This window comes from Thiocapsa marina 5811 (genome assembly GCF_000223985.1).
Lineage (GTDB): Bacteria > Pseudomonadota > Gammaproteobacteria > Chromatiales > Chromatiaceae > Thiocapsa > Thiocapsa marina.
Genome location: NZ_AFWV01000008.1, coordinates 235,148 through 249,692 on the forward strand (window position 1 = coordinate 235,148; position 14,545 = coordinate 249,692).

Annotated in this window: 13 protein-coding genes; 8 read left to right on the top strand and 5 right to left on the bottom strand. The window is 66.1% G+C overall.

Features of this window, described 5'->3' with window-relative positions; all coding sequences use genetic code 11:
* The first annotated feature begins 357 nt into the window (after positions 1 to 357).
* Both THIMADRAFT_RS13320 and THIMADRAFT_RS13325 read left to right on the top strand, forming a co-directional pair.
* A complete protein-coding gene (locus tag THIMADRAFT_RS13320; protein WP_007193575.1) occupies positions 358 to 582 on the top strand; it encodes a glycine zipper domain-containing protein in 225 nt (74 codons plus the stop codon).
* A 61-nt stretch (positions 583 to 643) separates the two neighbouring features.
* Complete coding sequence (locus THIMADRAFT_RS13325; RefSeq protein ID WP_007193576.1) at positions 644 to 1,138, top strand: DUF1269 domain-containing protein; 495 nt, start codon at positions 644 to 646, stop codon at positions 1,136 to 1,138.
* A gap of 90 nt (positions 1,139 to 1,228) precedes the next feature.
* On the opposite strand, the gene THIMADRAFT_RS13330 is transcribed toward THIMADRAFT_RS13325, so the two are convergent.
* Positions 1,229 to 2,893 carry a translocation/assembly module TamB domain-containing protein gene (locus tag THIMADRAFT_RS13330; protein ID WP_007193577.1) on the bottom strand — a complete coding sequence of 555 codons (1,665 nt, stop codon included), beginning with the start codon at positions 2,891 to 2,893 and terminating at the stop codon, positions 1,229 to 1,231.
* Between the two features lie 988 nt (positions 2,894 to 3,881).
* On the opposite strand from THIMADRAFT_RS13330, the gene THIMADRAFT_RS26670 reads away from it, so the two are divergent.
* A complete protein-coding gene (locus THIMADRAFT_RS26670) occupies positions 3,882 to 4,373 on the top strand; it encodes a hypothetical protein (protein WP_007193578.1) in 492 nt (163 codons plus the stop codon).
* Between the two features lie 617 nt (positions 4,374 to 4,990).
* Here the strand turns inward: THIMADRAFT_RS26670 and THIMADRAFT_RS13345 are convergent.
* The 3 genes from THIMADRAFT_RS13345 to THIMADRAFT_RS13355 form a co-directional block, all read right to left on the bottom strand.
* A complete protein-coding gene (locus tag THIMADRAFT_RS13345; RefSeq protein ID WP_007193579.1) occupies positions 4,991 to 5,626 on the bottom strand; it encodes a DUF3611 family protein in 636 nt (211 codons plus the stop codon).
* A 271-nt stretch (positions 5,627 to 5,897) separates the two neighbouring features.
* Entirely contained in the window at positions 5,898 to 7,103 is a 1,206-nt protein-coding gene (locus THIMADRAFT_RS13350; RefSeq protein WP_007193580.1) for a potassium/proton antiporter, read from the bottom strand.
* Between the two features lie 279 nt (positions 7,104 to 7,382).
* Positions 7,383 to 8,234, bottom strand: coding sequence for an isocitrate lyase/PEP mutase family protein (locus THIMADRAFT_RS13355; RefSeq protein ID WP_007193581.1), 852 nt, complete (start codon positions 8,232 to 8,234; stop codon positions 7,383 to 7,385).
* Positions 8,235 to 8,654: 420 nt separating this feature from the next.
* On the opposite strand from THIMADRAFT_RS13355, the gene THIMADRAFT_RS13360 reads away from it, so the two are divergent.
* Positions 8,655 to 9,038: a thiol-disulfide oxidoreductase DCC family protein gene (locus THIMADRAFT_RS13360; RefSeq protein WP_007193582.1), complete on the top strand. Its 384-nt coding sequence runs from the start codon at positions 8,655 to 8,657 to the stop codon at positions 9,036 to 9,038.
* A 741-nt stretch (positions 9,039 to 9,779) separates the two neighbouring features.
* Here THIMADRAFT_RS13360 and radC read toward each other — a convergent pair.
* Complete coding sequence (gene radC / locus THIMADRAFT_RS13365; protein WP_007193584.1) at positions 9,780 to 10,454, bottom strand: RadC family protein; 675 nt, start codon at positions 10,452 to 10,454, stop codon at positions 9,780 to 9,782.
* A 68-nt stretch (positions 10,455 to 10,522) separates the two neighbouring features.
* Here radC and coaBC point away from each other — a divergent pair, with 68 nt between their 5' ends.
* The 4 genes from coaBC to argB are packed head-to-tail and all read left to right on the top strand — an operon-like array spanning position 10,523 to position 14,528.
* On the top strand, positions 10,523 to 11,734 hold the full coding sequence (gene coaBC, locus THIMADRAFT_RS13370) for a bifunctional phosphopantothenoylcysteine decarboxylase/phosphopantothenate--cysteine ligase CoaBC (RefSeq protein ID WP_007193585.1): 1,212 nt from the start codon (positions 10,523 to 10,525) through the stop codon (positions 11,732 to 11,734).
* Positions 11,718 to 12,176 carry a dUTP diphosphatase gene (gene dut / locus THIMADRAFT_RS13375; RefSeq protein WP_040731479.1) on the top strand — a complete coding sequence of 153 codons (459 nt, stop codon included), beginning with the start codon at positions 11,718 to 11,720 and terminating at the stop codon, positions 12,174 to 12,176. The genes coaBC and dut overlap by 17 nt, the downstream gene beginning before the upstream one ends.
* Before the next feature lie 13 nt (positions 12,177 to 12,189).
* Complete coding sequence (locus THIMADRAFT_RS13380) at positions 12,190 to 13,593, top strand: phosphomannomutase/phosphoglucomutase (RefSeq protein ID WP_007193587.1); 1,404 nt, start codon at positions 12,190 to 12,192, stop codon at positions 13,591 to 13,593.
* Positions 13,594 to 13,631: 38 nt separating this feature from the next.
* On the top strand, positions 13,632 to 14,528 hold the full coding sequence (argB, locus tag THIMADRAFT_RS13385; protein WP_007193588.1) for an acetylglutamate kinase: 897 nt from the start codon (positions 13,632 to 13,634) through the stop codon (positions 14,526 to 14,528).
* The last annotated feature ends 17 nt before the right edge of the window (positions 14,529 to 14,545 follow it).

Genomic DNA, 14,545 nt, shown 5'->3' on the forward strand with positions numbered 1-14,545 from the left:
ACGGGTGCGTCGGATGCCTAGCGCGCCTGTCCGGCCCGCATCGTCGCCCTCCCGACAGAGAATCTGAGCTATGATCGCGAAGCCGGAATCCAGCTCGAAAGGGTCGGAAACTACCACGACGGGATGCGCTTGCGACCGTCTGAAGATACGCCGAAGCCCGTCGGTGGACAAGCCGTGCCGGGGTGTGGCGCTGCGGCGACGTAACCAGCGTCGCCGGCCGATCCTGTTGGCCTGCGGGGTTGACCGGGTGCCTCGCGCGATCCGTTCGAGGCGTCCGAGGATGCGTGTCCGACCGCTTGACCTTGAAGGAAACTGCCCGTTCTCGGGGTGTTGATACTGAAATCAGGAGAGACCAACTTGAAAACGATCGCGATCCCTTTGACCCTTGTTGCTGCCGTTGCGCTCTCCGGCTGCGGAAACACCACGGGTGCCCGTGTCGGAACCGGCACCGCACTCGGTCTCGCGACCGGCGCCGCGATCGGGGCTTTCAGTGCCCAGGCCGGAGCAGGCGCGCTGATCGGTGCCGGTGTCGGGGCGCTCGGAGGCTATCTCGTCGACGAGCACAAGAAGGGCAATCTGTAGTGTTCCGGTGCGGGCGCGCAACGCGTCCGCGCCGCAGCGAACCCATTCCGAGGACACCGTCATGAGTGATCTGATCGTCGTTTCGTTCCCAGAGGAGCATCTGGCCTTCGAGTTGCGTGCGCAGCTCGCCAAGATGCAGAAGGCCTACCTCATCGACATGGAAGACGTGGTCGTCGTGACAAAGGACAACGCAGGTAAGGTGAAGCTCCACCAGGCCGTGAATCTCTCCGCGGTCGGCGCGGTCGGCGGTGGCTTCTGGGGCATGTTGATCGGTTTGGTGTTTCTCAATCCGCTCCTCGGCGCGGCGGTCGGGGCCGGAGCCGGCGCATTGTCCGGCAAGTTTTCGGATATCGGCATCAACGACGACTTCATGAAGGGATTGGCGCAGAACTTCCAACCCGGCTGCTCGGCGGTCTTCATCCTGGTGCGCAAGGTCACGGCTGATAAGGTCCTTGACGGGCTCGCGGAGTTCAAAGGCAAAGGCAAGGTGCTGCAGACCTCGTTGGAGAAGGATCAGGAGGAAAGCCTCAAGGCGTTTCTCGAAGGAACGAGCTGATCCGTCTCGGCGGCCGGACGGCGCGGGCGATCCGCGCCGCATCGGCTTCCTCGGTTCTCGGCGGTCCGAGCGTCGCTCCGATGGCGCAGGTCATTCGCCGTCGGTCGCATCGCCCGGCGCCGATTCGGTCTCACGTTTATCGGGCCTTGCCGGCTCGAAGGTCCAAAATAGATCGACACTCGGACGCCGACCGCTCTGGGCTTCGAGCTGAATGCGGTCGGTGAGGTCGTGGCGCAGCCTGAATCGATTCCGGGCATCGCCGAGTCCGGTCTCGTACTCGAGGAAGGTGCCGGGTGCGATGTATCGGCCGAAGGCGAGCGCGGCGCTCTGGTCTGCATCGGCGCCGCCGGGTGCGATTCCGGTGATCAGGAAGGTGATCACGTCCGACTGGCTCATTGCCGGATCCGTGTTCGAAAAGAAGGTGAATCGCGGGTCGGCCAGTGTCCCGATGACCCGGACGTTCGCGACTCTCCTGCCGCCTCCGCGTTCGGCGAGAAAGAGCAGCCCGGGATTCCGGATCGGGTTTCGGACCCAGATCAACTGACCGCGTGAAATCGTCAAGGGTGCAACCAGATTCGCGGTCGGTCCGAAACCGGTCGGAATCCGGTACCGGCCGTCGAGGATCTGCAACTGCCCGTCGCCCGACAGGTCGCGGCCGGGCGTTTGGATCAGGTTGATGTTGCCCGCGAGTCGTCCGGACAAACCGAAGGCATCCAGGGTCACCCCCTCGCCGACACGCAGCCCGATCGCGAGGTCGATCGGATAGCGCGGCGGACCGTCTGCCCCCTTGATGACGACGTCGTTCGAGGGTCTCAGCGTACCCTCGGGAAGCGCGCGTGGGTTGATCCGCGCCTCGGGGACGAGGATCTCGCCGCGCACCCGAGCGCCCTCGGCCGTCGCGTCCAGATCGAGCCTCGGCGAGACCCTGACGAAATATTCGCTCGTGTCGATCAGGACGAGGCGCTCCCCGGTCGCCCGAATCCGGGCACTCGGGCCATCGGGACCGAATCCCCCCTCGCCGGCGATCTCCAGACGTTCGCCGCCGACGTCCGCACTGCCCGACAGTCGAATCCGCTCTGCCGAAGCGGCGTTCGCCGAAAGGGTCAGGTTCGCCACATCCAGGCCGACCAGCGGGATGTTGAATCCTCCGCGCTCGACCCGGACCTCGCCGCGAACACCGGGTTGGGCGAGCGTGCCGCCGAGGGCGATATCCGCGCCGAGCGTGCCTCTCGAGCGGGCCAGTTGCGGGATTGGGTCTGTAAACCGCTCCAATCCATCGAATTGCGCCCGGAGCCGACCGCTCACCGGTTGCGCGGGGCGGAGCGGATCGTCGAGCCGCCAGCCCGTCAATTCGAGATCGACATCGCCTTGGCCCAATCCTTTCAGCGGTACGACCAGCCGGCTGCGCAGGTTGCCGGGTATGGCATCGACATCGAGTCTCGTGCCCGAAAACTCGAAGAGCTGATCCCGACCGCGAGCGGAGGCGAGACGCAATCGACCGGCGGGTAGGTCGGCCGTCGCACGTCCTTCCAAGCCTGTCCCGGCAGCGACGAAGCGCCCGTCGAGCCTCGCGCGACCGTCCAGCGAGAGCCCCTTCGGCAACAGGGGCTCGAGCAGATCGAGATCGAGTCGATCGAGAGTGAGCGCCACCGTCACGGCCGTGCTCGCGTCCCGCGCGATCTCGAGACAACCGGCGGATCCACGCTCGTGCCCGAGGCACGACGGGTCCGGCGGCGAAGGTCGGCCAGGCGACATCGATCGGACTCGCCTGTCGCATGCTCCACGTCTCGAAATCCCGGCTCTCCAAGCGCAGCTGCGTGACCCGTCCGCGATAGCGGTCTGTTTCCGCGAGACCGCCCGTTAGGGTCAAGTCGACGGCGAGCGGATCGCCCGCAAGGGCAAGGCCGAGCCGGTGGTCCGCTCGGCTGCCTTCGGCCCGAATCGAGAGACGCTCCCAAGGCCGGTTCTCGATCAAAAGGCCCTCTCCGTCCAAGCGCATCTCCAGAGGTCCGTCGGGGGCGAGATCCAGGTCGGCGCATGCTGAAAGACGCGCCATGCCGAGTCCGGCGAGCCGCACGTCTCCGGCGCTCAGCTCGATCCGTATGCGCGGCGAGCCCGTGGTGCCGGAGACCGATCCGGATGCTTGCACCCGCCCCGCCGCGCCCGGATAGAGGCTCGCCAGGTCGGGCGAGTCCAGCGCGAAGCGCAGATCGAGCGACCGATCCAAGGCGCCGTCGATGCGCAATGTGCTCGGTCCGGATCGGGCGCGAAAGCCATCGACGCTCATTCGGCCGTCCGCGAGCCGGAAGTCCCCCGTCGCCGAAACCGGATAGCCGCGCAACTCGCCGCTCAGCCCTTCCAGCGCCGCCGTCAACACGGGGCCTGTTTCGGTGAGGCGGCCGCGGCTCGCGAGCTGCAGATCGAGGAGGCCCGACCAACGCTCGGAATCGGCATCCGTGACGAACGCGGCGTGCAATTCGGCAGGGTTCACGGCCGTGCCTCTCAGGTGCAGATCCCAGGCCGGTGCCGAGACCGGGGTATCGGGCCCGGTGGGCCCCGATCCTGCTTCGGCTGCATCAACCCCGGGGGTTGGGTTCAGCTCGATCAGGCCCGTTGCCGAGAGCTGCATCCGCGAGCCGAGACGGCGCAGGTCCAAGGTTCGGATCTCGACCGAGGAGTCTTTCCAAAGCAGATCCGCCGAGGCGGCGAGACGTCCGAGAGCGGGTGGCTCGGAGGGCTCCGCTTGGACCTCGCCGGTGACCGCCGTCGCTGCCCTGTCGCCCTGTATTGCAAGGGCGCCGGTAACCGCGACGTCGCGCAGATCGGCGTCGAAAGCGGGAAGATCCAGGGCTACGAGCGCGAGAGTACCGCTCCACCGTGGATGCCCAAGCGGATCCTCGATCTCGACATCGAGATCCAGGTCGGCGGAGCCGGTCACCGTGCTCAGGACAGCGAGATGTGCAAGGTCGCCTTCCAGATGCGTGTGGCCAAGCACCCGGGCGCCCGGCATCCGCCGCAGCTCCCAGTTCAAGGCAAGTTCCAGCGGGTAGGCGCCGGTCAACCGGGCGGTTCCGCTGCCTTGGGCCTCGAACGCGGGCTCGGCCAAGACGACCGCGACGCGGTCGATGGACAGCAGGCCGTCTTCGAGCCGCCCGGAGAGCTCGGCTCGTTCGACGGCGGTCACGGGCTGGCCGTTGTCCGGCGCGAAGATCCGCAGGCGCTCGATGCGTGCTGAGGCCAGGTCGAGGGATAGCGGCAAGAGAAGATCGGGCAGGTCGATGGGGTCCTCGGAGTCGCGTACGCGATCGCGCGCGACCAGATCGACATCGGACGCATGCATCTCGGCGATCGCCAAGGTTCCGCCGAACGCCCGCAGGGGCGACCATGCGAGGTCGATGCGGCCGATGTGGATCGCGAAGGCGGGCAACTGGATCGAGAGGTCGGCGACGAGGATTCGACCCAATAGTCGCCCTTCAACCCGACCGACTTGAAAACGGTCCGGGACCAGCTCGGCGACCAGATCGAAAAGGGTGCGGAGCCCGGACTGGGTGGTTGCCAGCCAGAGCAGGAGCAACAGGATGACGAGGGGAAACCCGGCAAAAGGTCGCGGGTTCGGGATGCGAAAGGGGCGCGGCCGCCGAGTCGGATGCGAGGCGCGCGCGGCGGTGGTGCCGGATCGGGCGGGATCGGGATCGGATGCCCCGGCGGGCGCCGGCCGATGCGCATCGACCGGCGCCCGGAGGTCCTCGGAGTCGGACAGATCGGTCATCGGCGTCCGAGAAGAAGGCTGAGGACACCGCCGCGTCGGCGCGGCGCGCGACGCGGCGGGATGACCGAGCGGAGGGACCCGGTTTAGACGACGACCTTGCCCCCGCCGTATTCGGGCGAGCCTTCGGTCACTCGGAACAGCAGCCAGAGACTAAACACCATGACGACCAGCTCGGCCAGAAGCGTGAGGACCATGGACATGAGGCTGAGCATATCGACGGCCGACACCCAGCTCGCCGGACCTGCCCCGGTCGTTTGAATGACGGGGACACCGCCTTGCGGCGCGGCCAGGAAGTAGAAGAGCAGGTGTGCAACCTCGACGAACATCACCGTGATGGTGAAGAAGATCGCCAGGCTGCTCGCCAAGAGACCGATCCACACGCTTCCTGCAAGCTCCGTCTCCGTCGGGGAGGTGCCCGGTCCTTTAATCTCGTCGGCGATACGCGTGTACCGAAAAAACCAAAAGGTGGTAAAGATCATCATCGCCAAGCTTCCGAGCGTCAGATACTCGACGATCGGCAGTCCTGCGCGTGGCCCCGTCACCGATTGCGCGAATACGAAGCTGTAGAGCATGAGAACGAGCGGGATGACGCCGACCAAAACCTGAATCCAGAATCCGGTCCAGCCGAGCCGCTTGAAGGATTTCGCCAGGCTTTTGTGCGGCAGTGCACGCGTATCCGAGAGCTTGGTTTCGACCCAGTTTTTGAACACTTTTGACATGTCGACTCGATCCTTAACCTGAGTTGGAATTCGAAAAACCCGCGAACGGGCGGTTGTCGTTACATCGATATCAAGCAACTTCCTGCGATTCTGGAGCAGCCTCGAACGAGCTCGAGCGGTGTCGGGTCTGTCGAAAACCCTCGATGGAATGGGGCAAAAGAATAGTCGCGCCGTCTTGCCGCCGCAAGACGTGCTTCCGGCGCCGCAGACGCGATCGCGTCATGGAGCAAGGCGACGACGCGCATCGACCCTTTCGGGAGTCCACCGTGGATCATGGTGCGGACGCATGCGGCTCGACCTCGAGATCAAGTCGCCGTGCCAGCCAAGGGATGGTCCAGCCCTGCAGAAGGAGCGAGGCGATGACCACCATGAAGACCACATTGAAGAAGTTCACATCGACGGGGCCGGGACTCATGACCGGGATGATCGCCAAGAAAATGGGGACGGCACCGCGCAAGCCCACCCAAGCGATAAAGAGACGCTCTTCGAGACTGAATTTGAACGGTGCCAGACTGATGGCCACGGCGAGCGGGCGCGCGATGAAAATGAGGATAAACGCCACCCCCGCGGCGTGCATGATCCCGCCGGTAAACTGATGCGGCGTGACCAATAGGCCGAGCATGAGGAACATCAGGATCTGACTGAGCCACGCAAGGCTCCCGTGCGTGATATCGAGCTCTTCCCGGCGCAGCCCGCTCATGCGATCCATCAGGACTACCCCGCAGAGATACACCGCGAGATAACCGCTGCCGCCGATCAACTGGGTGCCGCCGAACAGGGCCATGGCCCCGGACAAGGCCAATACGGCAAAGAGCCCGCTCGCCAGCTCGAGGCGGTTGATCAGCCAGGCGAGGATCAGTCCCCCGAGAAGTCCCGCGAGCGCCCCCATCCCCAGCTGCAGCGCGAAGGTGCCGCCGACCTCCCACGAGAGCTCGGCCGCTCCGGCATCGACGAAGGCCACCAAAACGATGGTCAGGAAGATCGCCATCGGATCGTTGAGGCCGGACTCGACCACGATCGTTTCCATGACCCGACCTTTGAGCTTGATTCCGCGCCCCTGCAGCAGCAGGAAGGTCGCCGCCGCGTCCGTCGATCCGACGACGGCGCCGAGCAAGAGGGCCACCAACAAGGAAACCCCCAGCAGCCAGACCGACACGCCGACCACGGCAGCGGTGATCAACACGCCGAGCGTCGCGAGCGTCAGCGCCGGACCCCAGCAGACGCGGATATCGCGAACCCGGGTACCCAAACCACCCGCGAACAGGATCACCGCCAGTGCGATGCTGCCGACTTGGTAGGCGAGATCGAAGTCGTCGAATGCGTATCCCCCCGGCCCGTCCTGACCGACGAGCATGCCGATCCCGAGGAAGATCAGGAGGATCGGCGCGCCGAGACGGATTGCGAGCGGACTGAGGAGAACGCTCGACAGAACCAAACCGGCGACCACCAAGAGTGCCCATTCCAGTGACTCGATCACGTGCTGCCCTTTCTCATCTGACTTGACCTCGCCGGTATCGGGCTATAGGCGCGCGGTGTTGCGCGCGCTTTGGACAATCGCGAACGTACTGCGATAACCTTCGTGAAGGCAACGGGAATCAACGGCGACCTTCGCGCGCGAATGCAAGGGTCGAGCGTATGCGTTTCCGGTTCTCCTCGGCGAATGCCCCTGTGCCCGGCAGAGATCTCGGGGAGGTGGGTCGACTCCGACGCTCGGGTCGGCTGCCGCCGCTGCGGTATTGACTGCCCGTTCGGCGTCTCAGTAGCGCTTCAGCAGATCGTCGTAGGCATCGAATCCGACCAGCTCCCGCAGTGTGCCGAAGTCGACTCTGCGCGTCGGTGTGCGTCCGGCGGCCAGCTCGGCGAGGGCCTCGCGTATGGCGAAGACGGCGGCGCTCAACAGGGTCAGCGGGTAGGCGGCGATGCGGTAGCCGATCTCCGCGAGCTCGCTCGGCGGGAGGATGGGGGTGATGCCCTCTTCGAGCATATTGGCCATCTTGATGCCGGGGATCTCGGTGCAGAAGCGGCGCATCTCGGCGGCGTCGCGGGGTGCTTCGAGAAAGAGGATGTCGGCGCCCGCGTCGGCGAACGCCTGCATCCGACGCAGGGCCTCCTCCAGGCCGAGCGCGGCGCGTGCATCGGTGCGCGCGACGATCAGGGTGCCCGCGCCTGCGTCGCGCGCATCCACGGCAGCCCGTACGCGGCGGATGGCCTCGCTGAGATCGACCACCTCCTTCACGCCGGTGTGACCGCACCGCTTCGGCATGACCTGATCCTCGATCATGACCCCCGCGAAGCCGGCGCGGGCATACTGATCGACGGTGCGCCGAACGTTGGCCGGATTGCCGTGGCCCGTGTCGCCGTCGCCGATGACCGGGATCCGCACCGCATCGCAGATGGCGCGTCCCTGGTCGAGCATTTCGGACACCGAGATCAGCCCGGTGTCGGGCAGTGCGAGGCGGCTCGCCGAGACCGCGAAACCGCTCATGAAGGTCAGCGGGAACCCTGCCTGCTCGATCAACCGCGCCGACAGGGCATCGAAACAGCAGGGCATGACGAGCATGTCGCCACGATCGAGGAGTGTGCGCAGCCGGGCGGCGGGCTCGTTCAAGGGGGGCGATCCTGTCGTTTTTTGCCGGAGGTCGAGTATAGCCGCCGACGGCACCGTGCGCGGCGTGCTGACCCTGCCATGAGTCTCGATGCAACCCCGGTGACCGACAACCTCCGAGCGTGTCTGCGGTTAAACCGCGCCCGGTGCGGTATGCGTAATTTGGTGGATGGCTTGGCCGCGCCGGCTCCGACGACTGTCGGAGCCGGCGCAGTTTAAAGTATTCAAAATCTTAAATTCTAAACCGCGTCTCACTGGGATCAAGGATATCTCCGAAGCTAAATGAACGATGAAAACTACGCATGTCGCTCTGGACGCGGTTTAGAGGGGCTACGCGTCGAGCAATGGGGTTGAGCGATCGCGCGTGCGGATCCATCTCCGTACCATCCTGAGAATCATCCCGGACATCGACGAAACACAACCATGACCGCATTCACGGCCTATTTCGACGGCGGCTGCCCGCTGTGCAGCAAAGAGATTGCCCATTACCGGCGGATCGACAAGGCGGGATCGATCCACTGGGTCGACATTACGGATGACGGCGGCGCATTGGCCGAGGCCGGGATCGACCGCACGGACGCCATGCGCCGCATCCACGCCAAAGAGACCGATGGCAGGATCCTGACGGGCGTTCCGGCCTTCGTCGCGATCTGGCGTCGACTTCCGGGCTACCGTCGTCTCGCGACCTTGGTGGAGGGTCTGCGCTTAGTCAGGCCGCTCGATTGGGGCTACGCGCGATTCGCGGACTGGCGATTGAAGCGCCGCTGCAAGGACGGCGCCTGCATCTTGACGCCTCGTGACGTGTAGGGAGGTTCAGCTACGCGCCGAATCCACGATTGGGCGGAGGGCCTCAAGCATCAAACACCTAAAACCATCGAGGGCGAGCGTGGCGAGCCGCGTTTCGGCGGTTTGTGTCGAGCGCCAACGGCGCGACCGATGTCAGCCCGGGGCCGCGCCCCGGGTTTCAATCAACCAAGACCCTTCAGCCTTGAAAGGGCGGTTTAACCTAGATCCGGCAGTTGACCGCTTCGTACCACATGCAAGGGTTTGACGGCGTTGAGGAGATTAGCCAAATGACGCGTCACCTGTTGGGTGATGGCCGCTACGACCCCTGGAGCACGCCCCGCGCGGCGCCCGACTGCGTTGCAACTCGTTGTCGTAGAACCACTACGACGCCTCGTCGCGCCTTGCCGGACACCACGCGGGACGCACTCCAGGGGCCGTTCAACTGCCGGATCTAGGTTTAAAGATGCTGCCGGGGCTGAGCGTTTTGCACCGTTCGGCCCTTTCCCGAAACGCGCGCCGAAGTTCGACACATCAAAGCGTTGGGTCGCCCCTTCAGGGCTTCGGATGGGGGGTCGTGGTCCCGGGGCGTTGCCCCGGGCTCGCGTGGTGAGCCCCGATGGGGCAGCCGGATACCAGCGGGTTCGATTCGTGGCCACGGCAGGCTCCGTCCGACGGTGGATCAGGGGGCAGTCTGCGCCGATGGGAGGCTCATTCCTTGAGCCTGGCAGACCAACAGCTCTCCCACACCTCGCTCTCCCGCACCTAAAGCAGCCCGCGCTCGGCCAGCGAGGTCCCCTCGCCGTCGCCGATGATGACGTGATCAAGGACACGCACGTCGATCAAGCTCAGCGCTTCCTTCAGACGCTGCGTGATCCGCAGATCCGCCTGGCTGGGTTCCGCCACACCTGATGGATGGTTGTGGGCGAAGATCACGGCGGCGGCGTTGGTGGCGAGGACCCGTTGCACGACCACGCGAGGATGGACACTCGCCCCGTCGATCGTGCCCTGGAACAGCTCGTCGTAGCTGATGACCCGGTGTCGGTTGTCGAGGAAGAGGCAGGCGAAGATCTCGTGCGGTGATCCGTAGAGGCGCAGTTTGAGATAGTCGCGGGTCGCCTCCGGGCTGGTCAGCACATCCTGACCCCGAATCCGCGAGAGCAGATAGCGGTGGCTGAGCTCGAGCACCGCCTGAAGCTCGGCGAACTTGGCCCTGCCGAGCCCCTTGCCCTCGCAAAAACGTCTCTGGTCCGCGGCGAGCAACCCGACGAGCCCGTCGAAGTCGGCGAGAAGCTCGCGCGCCAGATCCACCGCACTCTTGCCGCGCACGCCGGTGCGCAGAAACAGCGCCAGCAGCTCGGCGTCCGAGAGTGCGCCGGCCCCCCGTTCCAGGAGCTTCTCCCGCGGCCGTTCACCCTCCGGCCAGTCCTTGATCGGCATGCGACCTCCGTCGATGGGTTGCGTTAAACTGCGGCCTGTTCCGCAGCGGCAGTGTACACGTTTAGGTCATGGATCCAAGCCCTCGCAATCAGGTGCTGCTCGGTGTCGGCGGCGGCATCTCCGCCTACAAGTCGGTTGATCTTGTGCGACGCCTGCGCGAGCGCGGCTTTGCCGTGCGGGTGGTCATGACACACGCAGCGACGGCGTTTGTCGGCCCTCTGACCTTTCAGGCGGTCTCCGGGCACCCCGTAAGGACCGATCTGCTCGATCCGGCGGCCGAGGCCGGCATGGGGCACATCGAGCTGGCGCGCTGGGCAGACCGGCTCCTGATCGCCCCGGCAACGGCGGATTTGATGGCGCGTCTCGCGGCCGGGATCGCCGACGACCTGCTCACGACCTTGGCCCTGGCGACCGATGCGCCGCTGATCCTCGCCCCGGCGATGAATCAGCAGATGTGGCGTCACCCGGCGACCCAAGACAACCTGGCGCGCTTGGTGGCCCGCGGTGCGCGCATCCTGGGGCCGGGGGTGGGCAGCCAAGCTTGCGGCGACCAAGGCCCCGGGCGGATGCTCGAGCCGTTGGAGATCGCCGAGGCGCTGAGCGGCTCGGACGTGCAACGGCTAGCCGGCGTCCGTGTTCTCCTGACCGCCGGGCCGACCCGCGAGCCGCTCGACCCGGTGCGCTATCTCGGCAATCGCAGCTCCGGGCGCATGGGCTATGCGCTGGCCGGCGCGCTGGCGGATCTGGGCGCACACGTGGTCCTGGTTAGCGGACCGAGCGCCTTGGCGCCGCCGGCGGTGGCCGAGCTGGTCAGGGTCGAGACGGCCCTGGAGATGCACGCGGCCGTGACGGCGCGCGCGCGCGATTGCGATGTCTTCGTCGCCACCGCCGCGGTGGCGGACTATCGGCCCGCCGAGCCCGCCGGGAGCAAGATCAAGAAGGGCGCCGAGACGCTGGAGATCCGGTTGGTGCGCAACCCGGATATCCTGGCCGAGGTTGCCGCACTGCCGAAGCCGCCCTTCACGCTGGGCTTCGCGGCCGAGACGAACGATGTCGAGCAGTACGCCCGCGGCAAGTTGAAGGATAAGCGGTTGGACATGATCGCGGCGAATCGGGTCGGTGGTGACTCGGGCGGCTTCGAGCGCGAGGAGAACGCACTGCTCGTGCTCTGGAACGGGGGGCAGCGCACGCTGCCCATGATGTCGAAGGTCGAGCTCGCGCGCGAGCTGGCCGTACTCCTCGCGGAACGCTATGCCGAACACCATGCTGCATCCTCTTGAGGTCAAGATCCTGGACCCGCGCCTGGGCCGCGATTTCCCCTTGCCGACCTATGCGACCGAAGGCTCGGCCGGGCTCGATCTGCGTGCCATGCTCGAGGCCCCGCTCGAACTTGCGCCCGGTGCCGCCGAGCTGTTGCCGACCGGCATGGCCGTGCACATCGCCGAGCGCAACGTCGCGGGTCTGATCCTGCCGCGCTCGGGTCTCGGGCATCGGCACGGCATCGTGCTCGGCAACCTGGTCGGGCTGATCGACTCGGACTATCAGGGTCCGCTCATGGTCTCCTGTTGGAACCGCGGCACGGCGCCTTTCCGGATCGAGATCGGCGAGCGCATCGCGCAGCTCATCCTGGTGCCGGTCTTGCAGGCGCAGCTAACGATCGTCGAGGACTTCGACGCCTCCGCGCGCGGCAGCGGCGGCTTCGGTCACACGGGCCAAAACTGACACGCCCCCGCCCATGGTCGAGGTCACACCTGCCGCGCCGTCCGAGATCTTCCGCGCTTACGACATTCGCGGCATCCTCGATCGCCAACTGACCCCCGAGATCATGCGGGCCATCGGCCACGCGATCGGTAGCGAAGCCGCGGCGCGAAACGATCGCACCCTGATGGTCGGACGCGACTGCCGCGCCTCCAGTCCTGCCCTCGCCACGGCCCTGATCGCGGGCATTCGTGCCGCCGGCATCGATGTCGTCGACCTCGGGATCGCCCCGACGCCCATGGTCTATTTCGCCTGCTGCGAGGCCGGACCCCACGCCGGGGCGATCGTCACCGCCAGCCACAATCCACCCGATTACAACGGGGTCAAGGTCGTCTTCGGCGGCGTGAGCGCCGATGCCGCGACGATTCAGGGCTTGCGACGACGCATCCTGGAGGGCGACCTGATCCGCGGTGCCGGTGGCCTTCTCGAGCGCGACATCTCCGAGCGCTACCGCGAACGCCTCGTCCGCGACATCCGCCTCGCCCGGCCCATGCGGGTTGTTCTGGACTGCGGCAACGCCACCGTTTCGGGGATCGCGCCTGCCGTCTTTCGCGCGCTCGGTGTCGAGGTGGTTGCGCTCGACTGCGACCCGTCCGCCGGGATGGGCGAACGGATCCCGGATCCGGCTCGCCCGGAGTGTCTGGAAGCGCTCGCGCAACGGGTGACCGACGAGGGTGCGGATCTCGGGCTCGGCTTCGACGGCGACGGCGATCGCTTGGGCGTGATCGACGCGGCAGGCGGCTTCATCGCCGCCGACCGGATCCTCATGTGCTTTGCCGTCGATATCCTGACCCGACACCCGGGCAGCGAGGTCGTCTTCGACGTCAAATGCACCCGCCATCTCGGCGAGGTGATTCGTCGCGCCGGCGGTCGTCCGGTGCCGTGGCGCTCCGGCCATGCGCCGCTCAAGGCGCGGCTGCGCGCGTCCGATGCGCAGATTGCGGGCGAGCTCAGCGGACACATCATGCTCAAGGAGCGCTGGTACGGCTTCGACGACGCCCTCTATGCGGGGGCCCGACTCCTGGAGATTCTGTCGCGCGATCCTCGCCCGACGGACGCGATCTTCCGCGACTTCCCCGGCGGTATCGCCACACCCGAGCTGGCGCTGCCGTTGCCCGAGGGCGAGGCCGAGCGGATCATGGCGCGGGTGATCCCCTTGGCCGATCGCCTGCCCGATCGATTCGGCGATCTCGAGGTGCAAACCCTGGATGGCCTGCGTCTCGACGGCCCGGCCGGCTGGGGTCTGGTGCGCGCCTCCAACACCCTGCCCAAGCTGGTCTTTCGCTTCGAAGGCGACGACCCGGCCGCGCTCGCGGCGATGCAGGAGCGGTTTCGCCTGCTCATGGCCGAGGCCGTGCCCGGGCTCGCGTTGCCCTTCTGACCCGTTCCGACCCATTTCAACCCGAGCGATTCCACGCCATGTCCATCCTCAACGAACGTGCCCATACCATTGCCCATGTCCTGATCGAGGCGCTGCCCTATATCCGGCGCTTCCGCGGCAAGACCATCGTCATCAAGTACGGCGGCAACGCCATGGTGGACGAGACCTTGAAGCAGGGCTTCGCACGCGATGTCGTCCTCATGAAGATGGTCGGGATCAACCCGGTGATCGTCCACGGCGGCGGGCCGCAGATCGGCTCGCTGCTCAAACGGCTCGGGAAGGTCAGCGAGTTCGTACAGGGGATGCGGGTGACGGATGCCGAGACCATGGATGTGGTCGAGATGGTCCTGGGCGGGCTGGTGAATAAGGAGATCGTCAACTTCATCAACCGCCACGGCGGGTCGGCGGTCGGTCTGACCGGCAAGGACGGCGACCTGATTCGCGCCCGCAAGCTCCTCTTGAGACGCGATGCGCCCGAGCTGACCGAGCCCGAGATCATCGATATCGGTCATGTCGGCGAGGTCGAGAGCGTGGATGCCGCCGTCGTTCACATGCTGGTCAAGGGCGACTTCATCCCGGTCATCGCCCCGATCGGGGTCGGCGAGGACGGTCGTTCCTACAACATCAACGCCGATCTGGTCGCGGGCAAGATTGCCGAGGTGCTCAAGGCCGAGAAGTTGCTGCTCCTGACCAATACGACCGGCCTGCTCGATGCCGAGGGCAACCTGATCGCCGAGCTGGATGTCGGCCGCGTCCATGCCCTGATCCAGGAGGGCGTGATCGCGGGCGGCATGCTGCCGAAGGTGCAATGCGCACTCGATGCGGTGCACGGCGGGGTAAAGTCCGCGCACATCATCGATGGCCGGGTCGAACACGCGGTCATGCTCGATCTCTTTACCGACGAAGGTGTGGGGACGCTCATCCGCAGCCGCTGAGCCGCGAAACGCCTAAA

Excerpts from the sequence above, each read along its gene's own strand:
- THIMADRAFT_RS13345 (WP_007193579.1), bottom strand. The coding sequence starts at position 5,626 with ATGTCAAAAGTGTTCAAAAACTGGGTCGAAACCAAGCTCTCGGATACG.
- radC (WP_007193584.1), bottom strand. The coding sequence starts at position 10,454 with ATGCCGATCAAGGACTGGCCGGAGGGTGAACGGCCGCGGGAGAAGCTC.
- THIMADRAFT_RS13325 (WP_007193576.1), top strand. The coding sequence starts at position 644 with ATGAGTGATCTGATCGTCGTTTCGTTCCCAGAGGAGCATCTGGCCTTC.
- THIMADRAFT_RS13330 (WP_007193577.1), bottom strand. The coding sequence starts at position 2,893 with ATGTCGCCTGGCCGACCTTCGCCGCCGGACCCGTCGTGCCTCGGGCAC.
- dut (WP_040731479.1), top strand. The coding sequence starts at position 11,718 with ATGCTGCATCCTCTTGAGGTCAAGATCCTGGACCCGCGCCTGGGCCGC.
- coaBC (WP_007193585.1), top strand. The coding sequence starts at position 10,523 with ATGGATCCAAGCCCTCGCAATCAGGTGCTGCTCGGTGTCGGCGGCGGC.
- THIMADRAFT_RS13360 (WP_007193582.1), top strand. The coding sequence starts at position 8,655 with ATGACCGCATTCACGGCCTATTTCGACGGCGGCTGCCCGCTGTGCAGC.
- THIMADRAFT_RS13380 (WP_007193587.1), top strand. The coding sequence starts at position 12,190 with ATGGTCGAGGTCACACCTGCCGCGCCGTCCGAGATCTTCCGCGCTTAC.
- argB (WP_007193588.1), top strand. The coding sequence starts at position 13,632 with ATGTCCATCCTCAACGAACGTGCCCATACCATTGCCCATGTCCTGATC.